This window comes from Propioniciclava sp. LT294, assembly GCF_059516005.1.
Window position 1 is genome coordinate 22,808 of the sequence record NZ_JCAKNG010000010.1, and the last position, 20,123, is coordinate 42,930.

At 70.4% G+C, this 20,123-nt stretch carries 19 protein-coding genes; 5 read left to right on the plus strand and 14 right to left on the minus strand.

The features are described 5' to 3' along the window. Positions 1-91 precede the first annotated feature (91 nt). Complete coding sequence (locus AC5YDA_RS12305) at positions 92-427, plus strand: YnfA family protein (RefSeq protein WP_496189319.1); 336 nt, start codon at positions 92-94, stop codon at positions 425-427. A gap of 24 nt (positions 428-451) precedes the next feature. Here AC5YDA_RS12305 and AC5YDA_RS12310 read toward each other — a convergent pair whose 3' ends face one another. The 8 genes from AC5YDA_RS12310 to AC5YDA_RS12345 all read right to left on the minus strand — a co-directional run bounded on the left by AC5YDA_RS12310 (position 452) and on the right by AC5YDA_RS12345 (position 9,519). Then, positions 452-1,903 carry a tryptophanase gene (locus AC5YDA_RS12310; RefSeq protein WP_496189318.1) on the minus strand — a complete coding sequence of 484 codons (1,452 nt, stop codon included), beginning with the start codon at positions 1,901-1,903 and terminating at the stop codon, positions 452-454. Between the two features lie 185 nt (positions 1,904-2,088). Then, complete coding sequence (locus AC5YDA_RS12315) at positions 2,089-3,564, minus strand: DEAD/DEAH box helicase (RefSeq protein ID WP_496189317.1); 1,476 nt, start codon at positions 3,562-3,564, stop codon at positions 2,089-2,091. 180 nt (positions 3,565-3,744) lie between these two features. Further along, a complete protein-coding gene (locus tag AC5YDA_RS12320) occupies positions 3,745-4,641 on the minus strand; it encodes a sugar kinase (protein WP_496189316.1) in 897 nt (298 codons plus the stop codon). Beyond that, positions 4,638-5,258 (minus strand): bifunctional 4-hydroxy-2-oxoglutarate aldolase/2-dehydro-3-deoxy-phosphogluconate aldolase, encoded by a 621-nt coding sequence (locus tag AC5YDA_RS12325; protein WP_496189315.1) that lies wholly within the window; start codon positions 5,256-5,258, stop codon positions 4,638-4,640. The genes AC5YDA_RS12320 and AC5YDA_RS12325 overlap by 4 nt, the downstream gene beginning before the upstream one ends. Before the next feature lies 1 nt (position 5,259). Further along, a complete protein-coding gene (dgoD, locus tag AC5YDA_RS12330; RefSeq protein ID WP_496189314.1) occupies positions 5,260-6,408 on the minus strand; it encodes a galactonate dehydratase in 1,149 nt (382 codons plus the stop codon). A 3-nt stretch (positions 6,409-6,411) separates the two neighbouring features. Beyond that, positions 6,412-7,227: a carbohydrate ABC transporter permease gene (locus AC5YDA_RS12335; RefSeq protein WP_496189313.1), complete on the minus strand. Its 816-nt coding sequence runs from the start codon at positions 7,225-7,227 to the stop codon at positions 6,412-6,414. After that, positions 7,224-8,147 carry a carbohydrate ABC transporter permease gene (locus AC5YDA_RS12340; RefSeq protein ID WP_496189312.1) on the minus strand — a complete coding sequence of 308 codons (924 nt, stop codon included), beginning with the start codon at positions 8,145-8,147 and terminating at the stop codon, positions 7,224-7,226. The genes AC5YDA_RS12335 and AC5YDA_RS12340 overlap by 4 nt, the downstream gene beginning before the upstream one ends. A gap of 67 nt (positions 8,148-8,214) precedes the next feature. Continuing rightward, complete coding sequence (locus AC5YDA_RS12345; RefSeq protein WP_496189311.1) at positions 8,215-9,519, minus strand: ABC transporter substrate-binding protein; 1,305 nt, start codon at positions 9,517-9,519, stop codon at positions 8,215-8,217. A 153-nt stretch (positions 9,520-9,672) separates the two neighbouring features. On the opposite strand from AC5YDA_RS12345, the gene AC5YDA_RS12350 reads away from it, so the two are divergent. Next, the gene (locus AC5YDA_RS12350; RefSeq protein WP_496189310.1) at positions 9,673-10,449 is read left to right on the plus strand and encodes a FadR/GntR family transcriptional regulator; all 777 of its coding nucleotides are present in this window, start codon (positions 9,673-9,675) and stop codon (positions 10,447-10,449) included. Here AC5YDA_RS12350 and AC5YDA_RS12355 read toward each other — a convergent pair whose 3' ends face one another. The 4 genes from AC5YDA_RS12355 to AC5YDA_RS12370 are packed head-to-tail and all read right to left on the minus strand — an operon-like array spanning position 10,450 to position 13,463. Further along, the gene (locus AC5YDA_RS12355; RefSeq protein WP_496189309.1) at positions 10,450-11,226 is read right to left on the minus strand and encodes a dioxygenase family protein; all 777 of its coding nucleotides are present in this window, start codon (positions 11,224-11,226) and stop codon (positions 10,450-10,452) included. Positions 11,227-11,283: 57 nt separating this feature from the next. Then, positions 11,284-11,634: an MGMT family protein gene (locus AC5YDA_RS12360; RefSeq protein WP_496189308.1), complete on the minus strand. Its 351-nt coding sequence runs from the start codon at positions 11,632-11,634 to the stop codon at positions 11,284-11,286. After that, on the minus strand, positions 11,627-12,838 hold the full coding sequence (locus AC5YDA_RS12365; RefSeq protein ID WP_496189429.1) for an MFS transporter: 1,212 nt from the start codon (positions 12,836-12,838) through the stop codon (positions 11,627-11,629). Before AC5YDA_RS12365 ends, AC5YDA_RS12360 begins: the two co-directional genes overlap by 8 nt. Positions 12,839-12,845: 7 nt before the next feature. Then, positions 12,846-13,463 carry a hypothetical protein gene (locus tag AC5YDA_RS12370; protein WP_496189307.1) on the minus strand — a complete coding sequence of 206 codons (618 nt, stop codon included), beginning with the start codon at positions 13,461-13,463 and terminating at the stop codon, positions 12,846-12,848. Positions 13,464-13,619: 156 nt separating this feature from the next. Here AC5YDA_RS12370 and AC5YDA_RS12375 point away from each other — a divergent pair, with 156 nt between their 5' ends. The 3 genes from AC5YDA_RS12375 to AC5YDA_RS12385 all read left to right on the plus strand — a co-directional run bounded on the left by AC5YDA_RS12375 (position 13,620) and on the right by AC5YDA_RS12385 (position 18,133). Further along, the gene (locus AC5YDA_RS12375) at positions 13,620-14,213 is read left to right on the plus strand and encodes a GNAT family N-acetyltransferase (protein ID WP_496189306.1); all 594 of its coding nucleotides are present in this window, start codon (positions 13,620-13,622) and stop codon (positions 14,211-14,213) included. A 47-nt stretch (positions 14,214-14,260) separates the two neighbouring features. Further along, a complete protein-coding gene (locus tag AC5YDA_RS12380; protein ID WP_496189305.1) occupies positions 14,261-16,120 on the plus strand; it encodes an ABC transporter ATP-binding protein in 1,860 nt (619 codons plus the stop codon). 96 nt (positions 16,121-16,216) lie between these two features. After that, complete coding sequence (locus tag AC5YDA_RS12385) at positions 16,217-18,133, plus strand: M3 family metallopeptidase (protein ID WP_496189304.1); 1,917 nt, start codon at positions 16,217-16,219, stop codon at positions 18,131-18,133. A gap of 12 nt (positions 18,134-18,145) precedes the next feature. Here the strand turns inward: AC5YDA_RS12385 and AC5YDA_RS12390 are convergent, their stop codons facing one another. Further along, positions 18,146-19,117, minus strand: a complete 972-nt coding sequence (locus AC5YDA_RS12390; protein ID WP_496189303.1) for an alpha/beta hydrolase — start codon at positions 19,115-19,117, stop codon at positions 18,146-18,148. A gap of 82 nt (positions 19,118-19,199) precedes the next feature. Further along, entirely contained in the window at positions 19,200-20,111 is a 912-nt protein-coding gene (locus tag AC5YDA_RS12395) for a hypothetical protein (protein WP_496189302.1), read from the minus strand. Positions 20,112-20,123: the final 12 nt, after the last annotated feature.

Here is a 20,123-nt window from a genome sequence, read left to right on the forward strand (position 1 = left end):
GGTGCCTCCTGTGGAGAATCAAAGTTGAGTTCACCTGACTCAACTATGTCACGGTGTTCGGTATTCCGGGCCTCCCTGTGAAACTGGGCGCATGGACACCCTGCGTTCGATCATCCTCTTCATGGCCGCCGCCCTCGCCGAGATCGGCGGCGCCTGGCTGGTGTGGCAGGGCGTCCGGGAGCACCGCGGCTGGCTGTGGATCGGCGCCGGTGTGGTCGCGCTCGGCCTCTACGGCTTCGTCGCGACCCTCCAACCGGACGCCAACTTCGGCCGGATCCTCGCCGCGTACGGCGGCGTCTTCGTCGCGGGCTCGCTGCTCTGGGGCGTGGCCGTCGACGGCTTCCGCCCCGACCGCTACGACGTCATCGGTGCGCTGGTGTGCCTGGCCGGCGTGGCCGTCATCATGTACGCGCCGCGGACCGCCTGATCACGGGATCTGCTCCCCCCGGACTCACAAGCTGTCGCCGAAGTCCGCGCGGAACTGCTCGACGAGCTTCGTGGTCCAGTCGCCGATGGGCTCGAGACGTCCGTAGAAGAACCGCAGGATCTCCGGCTCCTCCACCCAGCGCATGCCACCGATGAGGTGCCGGTTCTGGTACAGCCAGTCGATGCGGTCGATCGCGTAGTTGACCTGCGAGAGCGTGAACACGCGGCGCGGCAGGGCCAGGCGGACGAGTTCCATGTGCGCCAGCGGCTCCTCGCCGGTGTTGATGTCGCGGGCCTCCGACATGGTGCCGCGCTCCATGCCCCGGACGCCCGCGGCCAGGTACACCGCGCTCGCCAGCGCGGCGGCCGGGTACTGCCGCTGCTCGACGTGGTCCAGGAACCGCATCGCGTCCACGTGCGCACCGAGCCCGCCGGGCGGGGTGATCACCGGGACACCCCGACGATCCAGCTCGTTGACCATGTAGTCGATGAACTGCGGGCCCTGGTTGATCATGTCGAAGTCGAGCGTCTCGTCGAGCCCGACGGTGATGGCCTCCATCTCGCGCACGGACATGCCGCCATAGGTGAGGAAGCCCTCGAACATCGGCACGAAGCCGCGCATCCGCTTGTACATGTCCTCGTCGCGGATGCAGATGCCGCCGCCGCGTCCGAACCCGAGCTTGCGGGCGGAGAAGTAGATGATGTCGCACAGGTCCGCCATCGCGTGGACGATGTCGGAGATCTCCAGGTCCAGGCACCGCGGGTCGCGGATCTTCATGAAGTAGAGGTTGTCGGCCAGGAGCGAGGCATCCAGCACCAACGGGATGCCGTGCTCGCGGCAGATCCGGGAAACCTCGGTCAGGTTGTCCAGCGAGAACGGCTGGCCGCCGATGAGGTTGGTGCCGGCTTCCATGCGGACGAAGCTCAGGCCTTCGGCGCCGCGCTCGGCGATGACGGCGCGCAGGGCGTCCGTGTCCATGTTGCCCTTGAACGGATGGTCGGACGTGACCTTCAAGCCGTCGGGATGGATCAGCTCCAACACCTCGGCGCCGTGCACGACGACGTGCTGCTTCGAGGTGGTGAAGTGGTAGTTCATCGCCACCGCGGTGCCCGGACGCACCAAGACCAGTCCGATGATGTTCTCCGCCGCGCGGCCCTGGTGGGCGGGCAGGAAGTACTCCATGCCGAACATCTCGACGAGCTTGTCGTACAGGCGTGTGTAGGTCGCCGATCCGGCATAGGCGTCGTCCGCGCGGAACATGGCCGCCTGCTGCTCCTGGCTCATCGCGTTGACGCCGGAGTCGGTCAGCATGTCGAGGAACACGTCGGAGTTCTGCAGGAGGAACGTGTTGTGGCCCGCACCCCGGATCGCTTCGAGCCGTTGCTCCACGGGCAACAGCGTGAGCTTCTGGATGATGCGCACCTTGTGCATTTCCAGCGGGAGTTGCTCCCCGCGGAAGAACGTCACCTTTGACATGTCCTGCCTTTCACGTGTGCTTGGGCCTCGCTGCCCACGCCATCCTTCCACTACGACCCGTCGTAGGCGCGGGAAGGCCGCAGGGTGGGCGTCGCGGTCGGGCCCCTGCCGAACTCACCCGTGACAGCACAATCCGCGCTCGATGGATCGAGCGCGGATTGTCCCGGGACGTGCGGCGGAGGGCGTCAGCGCACGCGACGCCGTCCCGCACTGCGGCCGGCGGACGCGGAGAACGCGGCTGCACCACGGGTCGAGCCCGCCGGTGAGGCGCCGGACGCTGTGCGCGGGGCCCGCGCGGGGCGTCCGTCGGACTGGGCCGGACGCCCCGTGCCGTTGGCCGGACGGGAATTGCCCTGTCGCGAGGAACCGTTCGACTGGCGCGAGGAACCGGTGGCGGAGCGGCCCCCGCCGGCGGGACGACGCCCGCGACCCGACCCGTGCTGCGGCGGCGTGGGCTCGGCGGACACGGGTGTGCGGGCTGCGACCTCCTCGGCGGACAGCACGCGACGCTCCCCCGGGGCCAGGTCGCGCAGGACCTGGTCGGATGCCGACGTGACCGTCGGCTTGATCTTGGCCGCGCGCATCAGCCCCTGGACGTCGGAGCGCTGCTCCGGCGTGGCGATGGTGACGACCGTGCCCGACGACCCGGCCCGCGCGGTGCGACCCGAGCGGTGCAGGTACGCCTTGTGCTCGGTGGGCGGATCGGCGTGGACGACCAGCGCCACGTCGTCGACGTGGATGCCACGGGCGGCGATGTCGGTCGCGACGAGGGTCTCGACGCGGCCGGAGTCGAACGCCTCGAGGTTGCGCACCCGGGCGTTCTGGGAGAGGTTGCCGTGCAGGTCGACCGCGGGGATCCCTCGGCCGTTGAGCTGCTTGGCGAGCTTCTTGGCCCCGTGCTTGGTGCGGGTGAACAGGATCGTCCGGCCGGGGGCGGCTGCGAGGTCGGCGATGACGTCCGTGCGCTCGGCAGCCGTCACCGTGAGCACGTGGTGCTCCATGGTGGCGACCGGCGACTCGGCGGAGTCGGCCTCGTGGACGACCGGGTCGTGCAGGAACTGCTTGACGAGCACGTTCACCGCGTTGTCGAGCGTCGCCGAGAAGAGCAGACGCTGTGAGCGGGAGGGGGTCGCGGCGAGGATCTTCTTGACCCCGGGCAGGAAGCCCATGTCGCTCATGTGGTCGGCCTCGTCGATGACGGTCACTTCGACGGCGTCGAGCGACAGGGCGCCTTGGTCGCGAAGGTCGAGCAGGCGCCCGGGCGTGGCGACGAGGACGTCGACGCCCATCTTGAGCGTCCGGACCTGCGGGTTCTGGTTCACCCCACCGAAGATGGTGAGCACGGAGAGGCCCGACGCCTTGGCCAGTCCCTCGAAGGACTCGGCGATCTGCGCCGCGAGCTCGCGGGTCGGGGCGAGGATGAGCGCGCGCGGGCGACCGCTGGCCGGACGCCGGCGGTTCGCCGCCAGGCGCGCGACCACGGGGAGGGCGAAGGCGAAGGTCTTGCCCGACCCGGTACGTCCGCGGCCGAGGACGTCGCGTCCGGCCAGCGAGTCGGGCAGCGTGGCCGCCTGGATCGGGGTGGGAGTGTGGATGCCGCGGTCGGCCAGGACCTGGACGAGCGGGCTGGGCACGCCGAGGCGTGCGAAATCTGAAGTCACGTTGCTTCTTTCTGGGCGTCTCGCCCGGGCGCGCTCGTGCTGGATCCGATCCGAGTGACCGGTGCGGCGCGGCCAGCGGCTCCGATGAGCCGCATCACCTGCGATCCGAGGCAAGACTGTGCGGATCGCGTGGCTCATTCTAGTGCACGCGACCCTGGATCCCCGCATCGGGGGCCGCCATCAGTGCATGAGGCCCCGCCGGGGGAACCCCTCCCAGTCCCCCGGTGCGGCCACACAGGCGGCCGCGACGTCGATGCCGCGGGCGAGCGCCTCCGCCGGGTCCAGGCCGTCGATGCGGCCCGAGAGGTAGCCGGCGCACAGGGCGTCGCCTGCGCCGATCACGTCGACGACCTCCACCGGCTTGGCGGGCAGGTCCACCGTTCCCTCGGTGGTGAAGAGGGACGCCCCGTGCTCGCCCCGCTTGATGAGGACCTCCTCGACCCCCCCGGCCAGGAGGCGGGCCACGGCGTCCGCCTCACTGCCCGCGGCGACGATCGGCAGCTCGTCCTCGGACGCGATGAGGGTCGTGACGAACGGCAACAACGCGAGGAGCGCGACCCGCGCGTCCTCGCTCGACCACAGCGCCGGCCGATGGTTGACGTCGAGCGAGACCGGGAGCCCCTCTGCCCTGGCACGTTCGGCCACCGCCAGGCAGGTCTCTGCCGCCGAGGCCGACAGCGCCGGGGTGATGCCGGTCAGGTGCACCCTCGCGCAGCCCGGCAGGGCGGCGAGGGCGTCCTCGGGCGCGAGGTGCGAGCCGGCCGACCCTCGCCGGAGATAGGTCACCCGGCGCTGGTGGTCCGCGGGCGACTCGAGCACCATGGCACCGGCCGGGTGCGGGTCGCGCACGACGAACGAGGCGTCCACGCCCTCCTCCAGCAGGGTCTCGACCACCCACTGGCCCAGCCGGTCGTCGCTCACCCGGCCCACCCAACGGACGGTGTGCCCCCACCGCGCCAGTCCGATGGCGACGTTCGCCTCCGCGCCGGCCACGTGCGCGGACGCCTGCCACCCCGCCGTGACGGCCGGTGTCCGGAAGGACACCAACGCCTCACCGAACGTCACCAGGTCGGTCATGCGAACTCCTCGGCCAAGCCGGCGAAGTCGGCCGCCCGCTCCGCCAGGGCGGCGAGCGAGCCCCCGGACGCGGCGTCCCCCACCAGGGGGCCGCCGACGCCGACGGCGACCGCACCCACGCGGAGGTACTCGCGAGCCCGGGCCAGGTCGACGCCACCCACGGGCACGAAGGGGAGGGTGGGCAAGGGGTCACGCAGGGCCTTGAGGTAGGCCGGCCCGCCGACCGAGGCCGGGAAGAGCTTCACCGCCACGGCGCCCAGGGCCATCGCCTGCCAGGCCTCGGATGCCGTCTGGGCGCCGCCGAGCACCGGCAGTCCCAGTCGGACTCCCGCAGCGATCCCGGGGGCGATGGCCGGGGTGACGAGGAACTGGGCCCCCGCCCCGGCTGCGGCCGCGGCGTCCTGTTCGGTCAGCACGGTGCCGGCCCCGATCGTGCAACCGGGCACGCGCGCCAACTCCGCGATGGCCTCCAGCGCCCCCGGCGTCACCAGGGAGACCTCGATGAGCGACACACCCGCCTCCACCAGGGTGCGGCCGGCCGCCACCGCGGCGTCCGGGGAGGAACCGCGGATGATGCCCACCACGCGGCGGGTCGTCAACAGGGCGAGGAAGTCCATGTCACCACTCCGCGAAGGCGCCGTTGGGGTGCCGCCACACCGGGTTCCGCCACGCGTGGCCACGGCGGTCGGCCTCACGCACGGCGTCCTCGTCGATCTCGATGCCCAGGCCCGGGCCCGTGAGCCGCTCCACGTGCCCGTCCACGAAGGCCAGCGGCGCGAGGTCGGCCACGTAGTCCAGGACCTCGGCGCCCACGTTGTAGTGGATACCGATGCTCTGCTCCTGGATCAGGTGGTTGGGCGAGGCGAACGCCACCTGCAGGCTGGACGCCAGCGCCAGCGGCCCCAGCGGGCAGTGCGGCGCCAGCTGGGCGTCGTAGGCCTCGGCCAGGGCTGCGATGCGCCGGACCTCCGAGATCCCCCCGGCGTGGGCGAGGTCGGGCTGCACGACGGCCACACCGGCCTGGAGGACCGGGAGGAACTCCTGCCGGTTGTAGAGGCGCTCGCCTGTCGAGATCGGCACGGTCGTGCTCTCCACGACCTGGCGCAGCAGGTGGCTGTTCTCGGGGATGACCGGCTCCTCGATGAAGAAGGGGTGGTAGGGCTCCAGCAGCCGGGCCACCCGGCGGGCGTCCGCCAGCGCAAAGCGACCATGGAGGTCGACGGCCACGTCCCGATCGTCGCCCAGGACGTCCCGGGCGGCCGCCACCCGGCGCTCCACCCCCGCGAGCTCGGCTCGCGTCGCGAGGGGCGACATGCGTCCGGACGCGTTCATCTTGACCGCCGTCATCCCCGCCTCCACTTGGGCGGAGACCTGGTCGGCCACCTCGTCCGGCTCGTCGCCGCCCACCCAGGCGTACACCCGGACGCGGTCGCGCACCGGCCCGCCCAGCAGGACGTGGACGGGCGCACCCAGCGACTTGCCCAGGAGGTCCCACAGCGCCTGGTCGATGCCCGCCACGGCGGACGACAGGATGATCCCGTGCCGGTAGAAGGACCCCTTCGCCAGCACCTGCCAGTGGTCCTCGATGCGGAACGGGTCCGCGCCCACGAGGTGTTCGGCGAGCTGGTGGACGGCCGTGCGCACGGTCTCGGAACGGCCCTCGCAGGAGGCCTCACCCCAGCCGACGAGCCCCCCGGAGGTCTCGATGCGCACGAAGAGCCAGCGGGGCGGGACCAGGAAGGTCTCGACCCGAGTGATGGTTTCCATCTGTCACCCCTTGGTCGCGCCGGCGGTCAGGCCGGACACGATGTACTTCTGCGTGAAGAGCGCGATGACCATGATCGGCACGGTCACCACCGTGGACGCCGCCATCAACGCACCCCAGTCGATCGCGGCGTAGCCGATGAAGTCGTAGATGGCGACGGGCAGCGTCTTGGTCCTGGCGCCGGACAGCACCAGGGCGAACATGAAGTTGTTCCAGCTGAAGATGAAGCTGAGGATCCCGGCCGTCGCCATGCCCGGCGTCGACAGCGGCAGCATCAGGTGCCAGAACGACCCGATGGGCGTGAGGCCGTCGACCTCGCCGGATTCCTCGAGCTCGACCGGCAGGCCGTCGAAGAAGCCCATCATGATGTAGACGATCAGGGGCAGCGAGACGAACATGTGCGAGAGGATCAGCACCCCGTAGCCGCCCACCATGCGGAGTTGGCTGAACAGGTAGTACCACGGCACCAGGAGCGAGACCCCGGGGATGACGCGCGCCATCAGCACGACCAGCGCCGACTTGTTCATCACGAACCGCGACATCGCGAAGGCCGCCGGGACGCCGAGCACCATCGAGGCGCCCGTCGCCACCAGCGCGATCAGGCCGGAGTTGATGATGTACTCCCCGAAGTTGCCCTGCGCGAAGACCTTCGCGAAGTTCTCCCAGGTCGGCGTGAAGATGATCGTCTTGGACGCGTCGTAGATGTCGACGTTGGTCTTGAGCGCCGCCAGCACCATCCAGACGATGGGCAGCACCAGGACGGCGACCACGAGGGCGAGCATGCTGAAGCGGAAGATCTTGTAGCCACGCGAGGTGATCACCGCGCCGCCTCCTCACGCTTGCGGGTCAGGACGAAGATGCTGCCCACGATGATCATGAAGAACAGGATCAGCACGGTGGAGCTGGCGCCGTACTCGTTGTAGTCGAAGCTCAGCCCGTACGCGTACAGGTTCAGGGTCTCCACCTCGTGGAAGGACCCCCCACCCTTGCCCTTCGCCGCGAGCAGGATGTCGAAGGTCTTCAGGGCATCGATGCCCCGCAACAGCAGGGCCACGACGAGGGTCGACCGGAGCATGGGCGCCGTGATGTGGCGGAACGTCTGCCAGGAGCTGGCGCCGTCCACTCGGGCGGCCTCGAAGGGCTCGTCCGACAGCGACGTCAGGCCGGCGAGGATGATGAGGGCGACCATCGGCGTCCACTGCCAGATGTCCATGAACATCGTGGTGGGCAGGGCCGTCGCCTCACCCGCGAGCCACGGCTGCGGGGGGATGCCGACGAGCCCGATGATCTTGTTGATGGGGCCGATGTTGGGGTCGAAGATCAGCCGCCACATCATGCCGACGGCCACGGGGGTGGCCACCAGCGGCAGCAGGATCGCGACGCGCACCCACTTCTCACCGCGGAACGGACGCCACAGCAGCAGGGCGATGCCCAGGCCGAACAGCATCTCGAAGAACAGGACGACCCCGGTGAACAGGGCCGTCCGCCCGACGGCCGGCCAGAACCGCTGGGTGTCGGTGAGCACCTGGGCGTAGTTGTCCAGGCCGATGAAGGAGGCCTCGGCCCGCACCGAGCCCGAGGCGTCGGTGAGGCTGAGCCAGAAGGTCCAGACGATCGGGAAGACGATCAGCAGGACGATGAACAGCATGGCGGGTCCGGCGAACAGCCAGCGCCGGTGCCGGTTGGCCCAGCGGGAGAACGCGGACTGGGGGCGCGGGCCCCCGATGACGACCGTGGACAAGGCGGTGCACCTCCTCGTGCGGTGAAGGGTGGAGGGACGCGGTGCGTCCCTCCACCCTTGGTGTCGACTACTTCTTCTCGCCGTCCAGGACCGCCTGGAACGCGGTCTGCGCCTTCTCGACGGACGCGGCGACGTCACCGCCGGTGATCGAGTCGACGATGGGCTGGCCCACGGCCTCGCGCGCCTTCACGACCTGGGCCACGACCGGACGGTCGTGGTCGACGCCCACCTTGGCCGACTCGCTGATGGCCTGCGCCAGGTCCTTGGGGTAGCTGCCGGTCCCGTCGGGGCTGTCCCAGACGGACGTGCGTGCGCCCGGGATGCCGGACTTCTGCTGGGCCAGCACCTGCTCCTTGCTCGTGGCCCACTGCACGAACTTCCAGGCGTTCTCCCGGTTCTTCGAGGCGTCGTTGATGCCCAGGGCCCACGACGGGATGTTGTACGGCTTCGAGCCGGCGGCGCCGGCCGGGAACTGTGCGAAGCCCACCGTGTCCGAGACCTTGGACTTGGCCGGGTCGGTGGCGTTCTTGTAGAGCGAGTCGGCCTCGGTGTAGAAACCGGCCTGCCCCTGGGTGAACACCGCCATGGCCTCCGGCCAGCTCATGTCGGTCGAGACGTTCGCCGGCCCGTACTCGCGGATGAGGCGTCCGTACAGCTCGTAGGCGGACTTGGCGGCCGGCGTGTTCACCGCGGCCTTGCCCGCGGCGTCCACGAAGTCGCCACCGGAGGAGAAGAGGAAGCTGGAGAACTGCGTGACGGCCGGGCTCTTGCCCGTGCGCGCCACGAAGCCCGCGATGCCCTCGGACTCCTTGATCTTCTTGGCCGCGGCCTCGAGCTCGTCCAGGGTCTTGGGGACGCTGATGCCGAGCTTGTCCAGGATGTCCTTGCGGTAGTAGAGGACCTCGCGCTCGGTGATGATCGGGACGCCGACGACCTTGTCCTGGTAGGTGGTCGCCGACAGCGGGCTCGCCTGGAAGTCGGCCAGGTTCCAGGCGGAGTCGCCCTTGGCCTGCTGGGTCAGGTCGGCGAGGTACTTGTTCTGGGCGAACAGGCGCCCCTCCTGCAGCGGCCGGTACATCATCACGTCGATCTCGGACGTGCCGGCGTTGAGCTTGACGTTGTACTGGTCGGACAGCTGGTCCTCCGCGAGCTGGGTGATCTCCACCTTCAGGCCCGTGGCCTTCTCGAACTCGGGGATCGCCTTCTTCACGTTCTCGGTCCACACGTGGTTGGCCAAGGTGACCCGCACCGTGGTCGAAGGGGCCTGAGCCGCTCCCCCTCCACCCGATCCACCGGTGCTGCAGCCAGTGGCGGCGACCAGCGCGACGGCGCCGGTGCCGAACAGCAAAGTACGACGGCTCAATGGGGACATGTGACACCCTCCCTTGCGTGTCTGCCGCGTCCTGCCGCGGCATGTCAGCGGACGCCCTTGGTCCGCCTCGGTGCACCATCTAAGCACGAAAGTCAGACTTGCAAGCCTCGATGCGGGGCACATGTTCAGATGAAGTGTCGATAGTGTCTGCACATGGTCAGTTCAGCAACGGGGCGACGGGCGACAGGCGATCGTCACGCCACGCTGATCCACTTCCTGGGCACCTCGATCTGCTCCGGCGAGATGCCGCCCGGCACCGTGATCTCGGCGGACGAGTTGTGCGAACGCCACGGCGTCTCGCGCTCGGTCGTCCGCGAGGCCCTGCGGGTGATGTCCTCGATGGGACTGGTCGCCGCGAAGCGGGGCGTGGGGACGACCACCCAGCCCCTGGCCGCATGGAACCTGTTCGACCCGTCGGTGATCCAGTGGCGACTGGGGTCGCCGGACCGCCTGAGGCAGCTGCGGGAACTGGCCGAACTCCGCGTCGGCTTCGAGCCCGAGGCGGCCGCGCTTGCAGCCCACCGCCACGACGCGGACGACATCGAACGCGTCCTGTCCACCGGCGCCCAACTCTGGGCGGCCGCCCACCGCGGCGACACCGAGGGCTTTCTCGCGTTGGACATCACGTTCCACGGGACGGTCCTGGAAGCGTCGGGCAACCCGATGTACACCCAGTACGGCCCCATCATCGCGGCGCTCCTGCAGGGCCGCGCCGAGCACGGCCTGGCGAAGGTGCACCCCTCCCCCGAAGCCCTGGAGCGCCACATGGCGGTGATGCGTGCCATCCAGAGGGGCGACCCCGACCGGGCCCGCAGCGAGGCGCGAGCCCTCATCCTCGACTCACTGGCCGAGTCGCGCTCACTGTGGGATGAGGACGCCGCCACGGGCGGCGCCGACCCCGGGCCGGAGACCACCCACCCCGTGGGTTGATCAGTCGAACTGCCAGGACCGCTTGGACAGGCCGAACCAGAAGCCGTCCACGGACACCTCGTTCTCGTGTCCGGTCGCCTCGGCGGCGCCCAGCGCCACGTAGAGGGGCGCCCAGTGCTCGGTGCGCGGGTGCGCCTCGTGCGCGGCGGGGGCCTGGGTCTCGAAGTTCAGGATCGCGTCGATGTCGCGGCGCGCGAGCGCCTCGGCTGCCCAGTGGTCGAACTCGGACGACGGCGCCGGCGGGGTGACGTCCGCGCCCTCGCGCGGTTTGAACCACCGCAGGTTGTGGGTGGTGAATCCCGAGCCGATGATCAGGGTGCCCTCGTCGCGCAGCGGCGCGAGACGCTTGCCGAGCTCGTAGAGCCCCTGCGGGTCGAGCGTCGGCAGGGACATCTGCACGACGGGCACGTCGGCCTCGGGGAACAACTCGACCATCGGCACGTAGGCACCATGGTCGAGGCCCCGACCCTGGTCCTGGTAGACGTCGGAGCCGGCGAGCCCGGCGACCCGCTGCGCGAGCTCGGGAGCGACGGGCGCGTCGTAGGTGACCTCGTAGTACTTCTGGGGGAAGCCCCAGAAGTCGTAGACCAAGGGCGTCCCGGGGCGCGTGGAGGAGACGGTGATCGGCTGGTTCTCCCAGTGCGCGGACACCATCAGGACGTTGCGGGGCTTCTCGACCCGGGCGGACCACGCGTGGAGCTGACGCGTCCACGTGGCGTCGTCGGCCAGCGGCGGGGCGCCGTGGCTGAGGAAGAAGACGGGCTGGCGCTCGCTCATGGGTGGTTCCTTCGCTCGTTGGGTTCCCACCAGCATACGGGCACCGTGGTTGAAGTATCAACCAATTTCCGTGATGTTGCCCCCGACGTCGAGAACGGCCATGCGGTAGTCGTCCGCGAGTTGGGCCAGGTCGGCTCGGAACCGCCCCATCCGGCACCCGCGCCCGTCCGGGCGCACGTCGATGCCCTCGGCCGCCCAGCGGGGGCGCGCCTTCTCCAGGGGCACGAGCACGCCGTCGTGCGACACGATGCGCCACCACGGCACGGAGTCCCCGTGCTCGCGCATGATCGAGCCCACCTGGCGCGGCCCTATCCCGGTCAGCGCTCCGATGTCCCCGTAGGACGCCACCCGTCCGGCCGGCACCTGGGCGACGGCCAGCAGGACGCGACCCACGGCGTCCTCACGCACGGGACCCCACGAGGTCGTCGTCGACGAAGCCGGGCCGCGACGCGACGAGGCCGGAGACCACGAACACCACGACGCTGCCCAGCAGGAACCACAGCGGGACCCGCCAACCGCCGGTCACCTGGAACAGGACGCCGACCAGCAGCGGGCCAGCCGCCGAGAAGAGGTAGCCGACCGATTGGGCGAACCCGGACAGCTGGGCCGTCACGTGCGGGGACCGCGTCCGCGCCGTCATGAGCGCCAACGCCATGGGGAACGCGAAGCCCGAGATCCCCAGCAGGGTCGCCCACACCCACGGCACCACGGTCGGCGCGAGCCAGACGCCCAGCCAGCCCGCCCCCAGGAGCAGGCCGAGCACCACCACCACCCAGCGCGGATCGCGCACACGCGCGACGACGAGCGGCATGATGAAGCCGCCGGGGATGCCGAACGCCGCGAGCAGCGAAGCCATCGCCCCGGCATGGGCCGCGGACAGCCCACCGTCCCGCAGCATCTGGGCCAACCAGCCGAACTGGACGTACGCCTGCATCGACTGCATGCCGAAGAAGACGCCCAACGCCACGGCGCGCCGCGACCCGACGACGCCGAACACCGACCCCGAGGGGCGCTTCGTCAACTCCAGGGACTCCAGGCGCCGCCTGCGCTCGGACGCCGCGACCACCGCCCACGGGACTGCGGCCAGCAGGGCGAACAGCCCCCACACCCCCAGCGCGGACCGCCACCCGCCGGGCGCGACGTCCGAGAGGGGGGCGGAGAGCAGGCTGGCCGACGTGGCGCCGATCGAGAGGCTCACGGTGTAGGCAGCCATGAGCCCCGAGGTGCGGTTGGGGTAGTGGCTCTTGATGTAGGCCGGGATGAGCACGTTCCCGATCGCCATGCCCGCGAAGGCGACCAACGTCAGCAGGAAGAACAGCGGGACGGACGAGGTGAACGTCCGTCCGAGCAGCCCGACCGCCGCGCCGACCGCGGAGAGGAACAGCACCCCAGCCAGGCCCAGGCGCAGCCCCATCGAGACGGCGAACACGCCGAACACGGCGAAGGCCAGACCCGGGGCCGCGGTCAGCAGGCCCGCCGTGGCCGCGTCCATGCCGAGGCCCCCGCGGACCTCCGCCAGCACCGGGCCCACCGAGGTCGCGCCGGGACGCAGGTTCATGGCCAGCAGCACGACCGCGATGGCGCCCCACCACAGCCGCGCGGAGGCCCGCATCACCGCATCACTTCTTCTTGGCCTTCTTCGCCGAGCGGCGCTCCGCGTCCTTCTGGGCGCGGCGCTCGGCCTCCTTCGCCATGCGTGCGGCCGCCTTGCGCTGCTTGTCGCCCGCCTTGGCCACCTTCGCTGCCAGGTCGCTGGCCTTCCGGCGCGCCTTCTCGGCGGCCTTCTCGGCCCGCTCGGCCATCTTCCTGCGCTTCTTCTCGGCGACCGCCACGGAGCGCTCCGCCGGGGACGGTGGTCGGGGGTCGGACGCCTCGGCGTCGACCTGCCCCGCGGGCGTCGCGACCCAGGCCGCCTCCCTCGGCTCGGGCACCGCCACGGCGAACGCGACCTCGTCCCGCTCCAAGCCCCACACAACGCTGCCACCGCCGTCGATGTGGTCTGCCTCCGGCTCGTCGAACCAGTGGCCACCTTCGCCCAGGTAGCGGAACACCGCGGTGTAGTCGTCGGGGAGGCTGACGGACGCCTCGGCCCCATCCCCGACCGCCGCGAACGGGAGCGCGCCCGGCGTCCAGTCGTTGAAGTTGCCGACCACGCTGGCCCGACCGGCCCACTCGAGGGGAAGGGAGAACGTCAGGATGCGCTGGCCGACGTCGGCCGCATGGGTGCGCTGCAGCATGGGAGGACCTTTCTGGAGAAGGCACATTCTCCCCCATTCCGCCGACAAACCCCATTCGGGCACCTCCGGCGACGGGCAGGGTGGCCCGCACCGTCGCCCAGCGGTGTGTGACGGCGTGGTGTGACGGCGTAGTGTGACGGCGTAGTGTGACGGCACGTGGCCCTCCTCGACCCGATCACACTGGACGGGGCGCACGTCCGCCTCGAACCCCTCGACACGTCCCACGCCGACGCACTGCGCGCCGCCACGCTCGACGGCCGCGTCTGGGAGCTCTGGTACACCAGCGCACCCTCACCCCACGAGGTGGAGAGCGACATCGCCGCCAAACTCGCGGACGCGGCGGCGGGGCGGCGGCTGTCCTTCGTGGCCCGCCGCTTCGGCGACGGCGAGGTGGTCGGCGTGACGACCTTCCTGAACCCGCTGCCGGCCGTCCCCGCGGTGGAGATCGGCTCGACCTGGTACGCGGCGTCCGCACGGCGCACGGGCATCAACACCGAGGCCAAGCTCCTGATGCTCGAGCAGGCCTTCGAGGCGTGGGGGTGCCGTCGCGTGGCCTTCCGGGCCACGTGGTTCAACCAGCCGTCCCGCACCGCGATCGAGCGCCTCGGCGCCGAGTTCGAGGGACGTATCCGCAACGACCGCGTCCTGCGCGACGGGACGGTCACCGACACCGCACAGTACTCGCTGACCGATGCGCAATGGCCCGCCGTCCGGGCGCACCTGCGGCACCTGCTCCAGCGGCACCGCTGATACCCCCCAGGGCATATAATCCCTTCCGACCCGACGAAAGGATCGCCGTGCGCACCCTCCTGCGCGTGCTGACCGCCGCCCGTGAACTCTGGCCGTGGTACGCCGGCATCATCGCCACCTCGGTCTTCGTGGCCGCCACAGCGCTGGCCACCCCGTTCATCATCGCCCGCGCGACCGACGAGGTCGTCGCGCAGATCAATGGCGGCGGAGGCGGGCTCACCGCGCTCGTCGTCCTGACCGTTGCGCTCCTGGTGGCGGAGCTCCTGAACACCGTCCTGAGCAATGTCGGCGGCTACCTCGGCGACACGATGTCGATGCGGCTCCGCGCGATCCTCGGCTCGCGGTACTACGCCAAGCTGCTGTCGCTCCCCCAGCGCTACTTCGACGGCGAGCTCACCGGTACGGTCATCAACAAGCTGCACCGCTCGATCACCGAGGTGACCCAGTTCGTGCAGATGTTCAGCAACAACTTCTTCCCCACGCTCATCACGGTCTTCGCGGTGCTCGGCATCTCCCTCTTCTACTCGTGGCCGCTGGCGTTGCTCCTGCTGGTGATCTACCCGCTGTTCACGTGGTTGACGGCGCTCACGTCGCGGCGCTGGCAGGCGCTCGAGGGGGAGAAGAACGCCGAGCTGGACTCCGCGGGCGGCCGGTTCGCCGAGGTCATCGGGCAGATCAAGGTCACCAAGAGCTTCGTGCGCGAGCGTTCCGAACTGGACACCTTCGACGACCACTACCGCCGCGCCGTCGCGACGACGCGGATCCAGTCGTCCTGGTGGCACCGCATGGACGTCGCCCGTCGCGGCTCCCTCAACGTCATCTTCTTCGGCATCTACCTGATCATCTTCGCCCAGACCGCCGCTGGCGCGTTCAGCCTGGGCGACATGGTCCTGCTGATCCAGCTGGTGGCGATGGCGCGGACGCCGGTCACCATGATGAGCTTCCTCGTGGACTCCTCGCAGCACGCCATCGCGGGCTCGAAGAGCTACTTCGAGGTCATGGACGAGATCCCCGAACCCATGGCCGCCGTGGGTCCCGTCCGCTCGCCCGACCTCTCGCTGACGACCTCGACGCCGGCCGGCGGTTCCGGTGCCGACAGCCGGCCCTACGGGGCTTGGCCGGTCGTGCCGGACGCCGCCATGATCGCGTTCGAGCACGTCAGCTTCGGCTACGACTCCGACGCGGAGGTGTTGCACGACATCACGTTCGAGGTCGCGCGTGGCGAGCGCGTGGCGCTGGTGAGTGAGTCCGGCGGCGGCAAGACGACCCTGGTGAACCTGCTGCTGGGCCTCTACCGCCCCGACTCGGGCGCGATCTCCATCGAGGGCACGGACACGGCGACGGCTCCGCTGGCGCAGGTGCGCGCGCAGATCGGTGTCGTGTTCCAGGACGCATCGCTGTTCTCCGGGTCCGTCCGCGAGAACCTCGCCTACGGCCGTCCGGGCGCGACCGACGCCGAACTCGAGCAGGCCGCACGGCGCGCCAACGCGTACGAGTTCATCGCGCGTCTCGCGGACGGCTTCGACACGATGATCGGCGAGCGCGGGGTGAAGCTGTCCGGCGGTCAGAAGCAGCGCATCGCCGTCGCCCGCGCCATGCTCAAGGACGCCCCCCTGCTCGTGCTCGACGAAGCGACCTCGGCCCTCGACTCGCGCTCCGAGCGCCTGGTGCAGGCCGGTCTCGAGGAGCTCATGGCCCACCGGACGAGCATCATCATCGCCCACCGCCTGTCCACCATCAGCACGGTCGACCGCATCATCACCCTGCGCGACGGACGCATCGACGAGGTCGGCACCCCGGCGCAGCTCGCCACCACGGACGGCATCTACGCCGAGCTCCTCGCGCTGCAGGAGTCCGGCACCCAGCGCGACAAGCAGCGGATGGCCGCCTTCGACATCACGGGATAGGGGGCCCCCCTGATGCATTTCCGGGTGGAGGAACCCCGAGAATTCTTGGGGTTTCTCCACCCGGAAATGCATCAGGGGCTGGCTAGGCTGGCCCGCATGCCCGAACCCACGCCGCTGTCCCTGCCCCCCGCAGACGCCTACCTCCCGTGGGTCGTCTCCACCTCCGAGGCCGCCCTGACGGACGCCCGCGCGCGTGTCGAAGCGCTCAAGTCGAATCCGCCCAGCACGGCACTCGCGACCCTGGAGGCCTGGAACGGGATCGACATCGCCCTGGGCACCACCGCACCGGCGGAGTTGTTCAGCGAGGTCCATCCGGACGCCGAGGTCCGGGCCGCCGCCGAGCGCGCTGCGCTGGAGGCCCGCAAGCTGTCCACCGAGATCGGCCTGGACACCGAGCTCTACGCGGTCTTCGCCGCCCTCGACCCGGCGGGGCTCGACGAGCAGGCCTCCCGGCTGCTCGTGAAGACCCTCAGGGCCTTCCGCCGTTCGGGCGTGGCCGCCGACGAACCGACCCGTGCGCGCATCAAGGAGATCCGCGACCGGCTGACGGTGCTCGGCCAGTCCTTCGCACGGACGATCCGCGAGGGCACGCGCTCGATCAAGGTCACCCCCGACCAACTCGCCGGCCTCCCCCAGGACTGGATCGATGCCCACCCCGTCGGCGACGACGGCCTCGTCACGATCACCACGGATTACCCCGATGCCGTCCCGTTCCGCACCTTCGCGCACGACGAGAGGGCCCGCCGCGATCTCCTGGTGGCGTCCCTGACGATCGGCTACCCCGACAACGTCGACGTCCTGCACGAGATCTTCGCCCTGCGGGCGGAGCTCGCGACGCTGCTGGGGTACGCCTCGTTCCCCGACTTCGACGCCGAGGTGAAGATGATCAAGTCGGGTGACGCGATCGGCGCGTTCATCGACAAGATCGCGGACGCCGCCCTGGAGCCGGCGCGGCGCGACGTCGCCGTCCTGCTGGAGCGCCTGCGCCAGGACCGGCCCGACGCCCAGCGCGTCCAGTCGTGGGACACCGCCCACTACGCCGAACTCCACCGCAAGGAACAGCTCGACGTGGACGCCCAGCGCGTCCGGACGTACTTCGAGTTCGGCAAGGTCCGTGCCGGCCTGCTGGCGGTGACCGGACGACTGTTCGGGCTGACCTACACGCCCGTGGACGTGCCGGTGTGGCACGAGTCCGTGACTGCTTACGACGTCACGCGCACGTCGGACGGCGCCCCGCAGGGCCGGATCTACCTCGACCTGCACCCCCGCGAGGGCAAGTTCAAGCATGCCGCCCAGTTCACGCTGATGAACGGCGTCGCCGGCCGCCAGCTGCCCGAGGGCACGCTCGTGTGCAACCTCCCGACGGGCTTGATGGAGCACAGCGACGTGGTGACGTTGTTCCACGAGTTCGGTCACCTCGTGCACCACCTCGTGGGCGGCCACCAGCACTGGGCGGAGTTCTCGGGGGTCGCCACCGAGTGGGACTTCGTCGAGGCCCCCAGCCAGATGCTGGAGGAGTGGGCCTGGGACGCCGACGTCCTCGGGTCGTTCGCGACGAACGCGGACGGGGAGGCCATCCCTGCGGACCTGGTCGACCGCATGCGTGCCGCGGACGACTTCGGCAAGGGCTTCTTCGCCCGGACCCAGATGTTCTACGCGGCCCTGTCGTATCGGCTCCACCTCGAGAACCCCGCTGACCTCGTCGCCCGGACCAGGGAACTCCAGGAGCAGTACTCGATGTTCCCCTACGTCGAGGGCACGTGCATGCCCACCTCCTTCGGACACCTGGACGGCTACAGCTCCGGCTACTACACGTACATGTGGTCGCTGGTCATCGCGAAGGACATGTTCTCGGCCTTCGACCCCGACGACCTGTTCGATGCCCGGGCCGCGACCCGCTACCGCGACATCGTGTTGGCGCAGGGCGGCACCAAGGACGCCGCCGACCTCGTCGAGGAGTTCCTCGGCCGTCCCTACGACTTCGACGCCTACGCGGCCTGGCTGGCCGCGTAGGCGAAGAGCTGTTCAGCCGGCGACCGCGCGCCGGACGGCGTCCAGTCGGTTCGCGATGATGCGCTGGGACAGCTGGGCCTCCGGGGCGATCACCTCGGAGGCGTGGTACGCGCCCGGGTAGAGGTGGAACTCGACGGGGTTGCCCTGCTGGGCCAACGCGGCGACCAGCGCGATGTCCTCGTCGCGGAACATGTCCTCGGTGCCGACGTCGATGAAGACCGGCGCCAGGCCGCTCCAGTCGGTCTCGAGCAGGGGGGAGGCGTACTTGTCGGGCTCGGCGCCGGCCAGGAACCACTCCCAGGCCTCGATGTTGCCGGCGCGATCCCAGATGCCCACCTCGGTGACGGCCCGGCTCGCGGGCGTGGTGTTCGAGGGGTCGAGCATCGGGTAGGCGGCCAGGATCAGCCGGAACGCCGGACCGCCCTCGTCGCGCGCGCGCAGCGCGGTCGCCAGCGTGAGGTTCCCGCCCGCCGAACCGCCGACGATGACCAACCGGTCGGGGTCGTAGCCGAGTTCCTCGGCGTGCGCGGACATCCAGGTCAGACCCGCCCAGCAGTCACGCGACTGGGCCGGGTGCGGGTGCTCGGGGGCCTTGCGGTAGCCCGCGGACACGACAACGGCGCCCACCTCACGGGCGTACCGCGCGGCCATGGCGTCCTCACCGTCGAGGTCGCCCATGATCATGCCGCCCCCGTGGATGAAGAAGATGCCGGGCAGGAGCGAGCCGGCCTCGGCGTCCACCGGACGGTAGATCCGGACGTCCACCTCGGGATCACCGTCGTGCCCCGGCACGCTGCGATCCTCCCGGGAGACCGACGGGTCCGGCCCGCCGGCCGCCTCGCGTGTGGCGGCGCTGAGGTGGGCGGACGCCGCGCGGCGGGCGACGATGTCGGGGATGGCGTTGAAGCCACCGGGGAGGGCCGCCAAGAACGCCTTCAGGTTGACCAGCGATTCGGGGTCGACACGGTCGTGTTGCCGGGACATGGGCACTCCTTCGTGGGGGTCGGCAGGCCCAGCGTGACGGAGGGCGGTCGGGCAGGGAAGCCCCGAGCCACCCCTCGGACGCCTACTCGGCGTGCTCGTCGCGCCAGGTGTGCGGAACCAACGCGTCCACGCTGATGCCCGAGACCAGGCAGCGGTCCTTGCGGTTCCGGGTGAGCGACTGGGTCCAGGTGACGAAGCCGCCGTCGCCGAGTTCGGTGGGCTCCTCGCCGTCGACGATGAGCCGGAACGCGGCCGTGGTGTAGGGGTTCCGCCACGGACGACGCTCGTCCGAGGACCCCTCGACCACGATGATGCCGTCGCGCGTACCGCGGGAGTCGACGAGGCCGGCCAAGGTGCTGTCCCAGACGGTCAGCTCGATGCGGCCCCTCGGAACCAGCTTCCCGATCACCTCGCGCCAGTAGTCCAGGTGCAGGTCCAGGAGGTCGGCCTCGGTGCTCAGGCCGCCGCCGTCCGGAGAGCTGGAGACCAGCGAGAAGCGCAGCTCGTGCGAGGACTCCTCACTCTGGTCCCAGGCGTGGGTGCAGCGGGCGTGTGTGGCGAGGTGGACGCGAGAGTGTCCGTTGCGACGACGGCGGGACGCCTCGAGCGCCAACCCGTGGGCGGGATCCGCGAGGACCTCCGAGCCGCGCATGGTCGTCACGACGCGGTTCTGGCCCCGCCCACCGAGGTTGATGCCCGTACCCAGCGACGTGAGCTGGCTGAGGGTGACCCCGATGAACTCCGCGGGTACGGACTCCCACAGCGCCGAGGTCACCGGGAGGTACTCGCGCGGATCGAGCAGGCTCGGCATGAGGAGCCGGTCCTCGCGCCACCGCTTGATGAGGTCGGCAGCGGTCTGGTCGGCGGCCCGGGTACGGGCCACGTCGGCCAGGATGGTGCGCAACTCCACGGGGTTCAACGAACGCAACAGAGCCTCTCGCGCGTGGACGCCGATCCGTCGCCACACCTTTGTGGACGCCGCGGTTCCGCTCATGGACACCTCTCT

Bases quoted from the DNA above. Each gene is read 5' to 3' on its own strand.
- AC5YDA_RS12350 (WP_496189310.1), top strand. From the start codon at position 9,673: ATGGTCAGTTCAGCAACGGGGCGACGGGCGACAGGCGATCGTCACGCC.
- dgoD (WP_496189314.1), bottom strand. From the start codon at position 6,408: ATGGAAACCATCACTCGGGTCGAGACCTTCCTGGTCCCGCCCCGCTGG.
- AC5YDA_RS12305 (WP_496189319.1), top strand. From the start codon at position 92: ATGGACACCCTGCGTTCGATCATCCTCTTCATGGCCGCCGCCCTCGCC.
- AC5YDA_RS12345 (WP_496189311.1), bottom strand. From the start codon at position 9,519: ATGTCCCCATTGAGCCGTCGTACTTTGCTGTTCGGCACCGGCGCCGTC.
- AC5YDA_RS12310 (WP_496189318.1), bottom strand. From the start codon at position 1,903: ATGTCAAAGGTGACGTTCTTCCGCGGGGAGCAACTCCCGCTGGAAATG.
- AC5YDA_RS12395 (WP_496189302.1), bottom strand. From the start codon at position 20,111: ATGAGCGGAACCGCGGCGTCCACAAAGGTGTGGCGACGGATCGGCGTC.
- AC5YDA_RS12390 (WP_496189303.1), bottom strand. From the start codon at position 19,117: ATGTCCCGGCAACACGACCGTGTCGACCCCGAATCGCTGGTCAACCTG.
- AC5YDA_RS12325 (WP_496189315.1), bottom strand. From the start codon at position 5,258: ATGGACTTCCTCGCCCTGTTGACGACCCGCCGCGTGGTGGGCATCATC.
- AC5YDA_RS12370 (WP_496189307.1), bottom strand. From the start codon at position 13,463: ATGCTGCAGCGCACCCATGCGGCCGACGTCGGCCAGCGCATCCTGACG.
- AC5YDA_RS12385 (WP_496189304.1), top strand. From the start codon at position 16,217: ATGCCCGAACCCACGCCGCTGTCCCTGCCCCCCGCAGACGCCTACCTC.
- AC5YDA_RS12365 (WP_496189429.1), bottom strand. From the start codon at position 12,838: ATGCGGGCCTCCGCGCGGCTGTGGTGGGGCGCCATCGCGGTCGTGCTG.
- AC5YDA_RS12320 (WP_496189316.1), bottom strand. From the start codon at position 4,641: ATGACCGACCTGGTGACGTTCGGTGAGGCGTTGGTGTCCTTCCGGACA.
- AC5YDA_RS12355 (WP_496189309.1), bottom strand. From the start codon at position 11,226: ATGAGCGAGCGCCAGCCCGTCTTCTTCCTCAGCCACGGCGCCCCGCCG.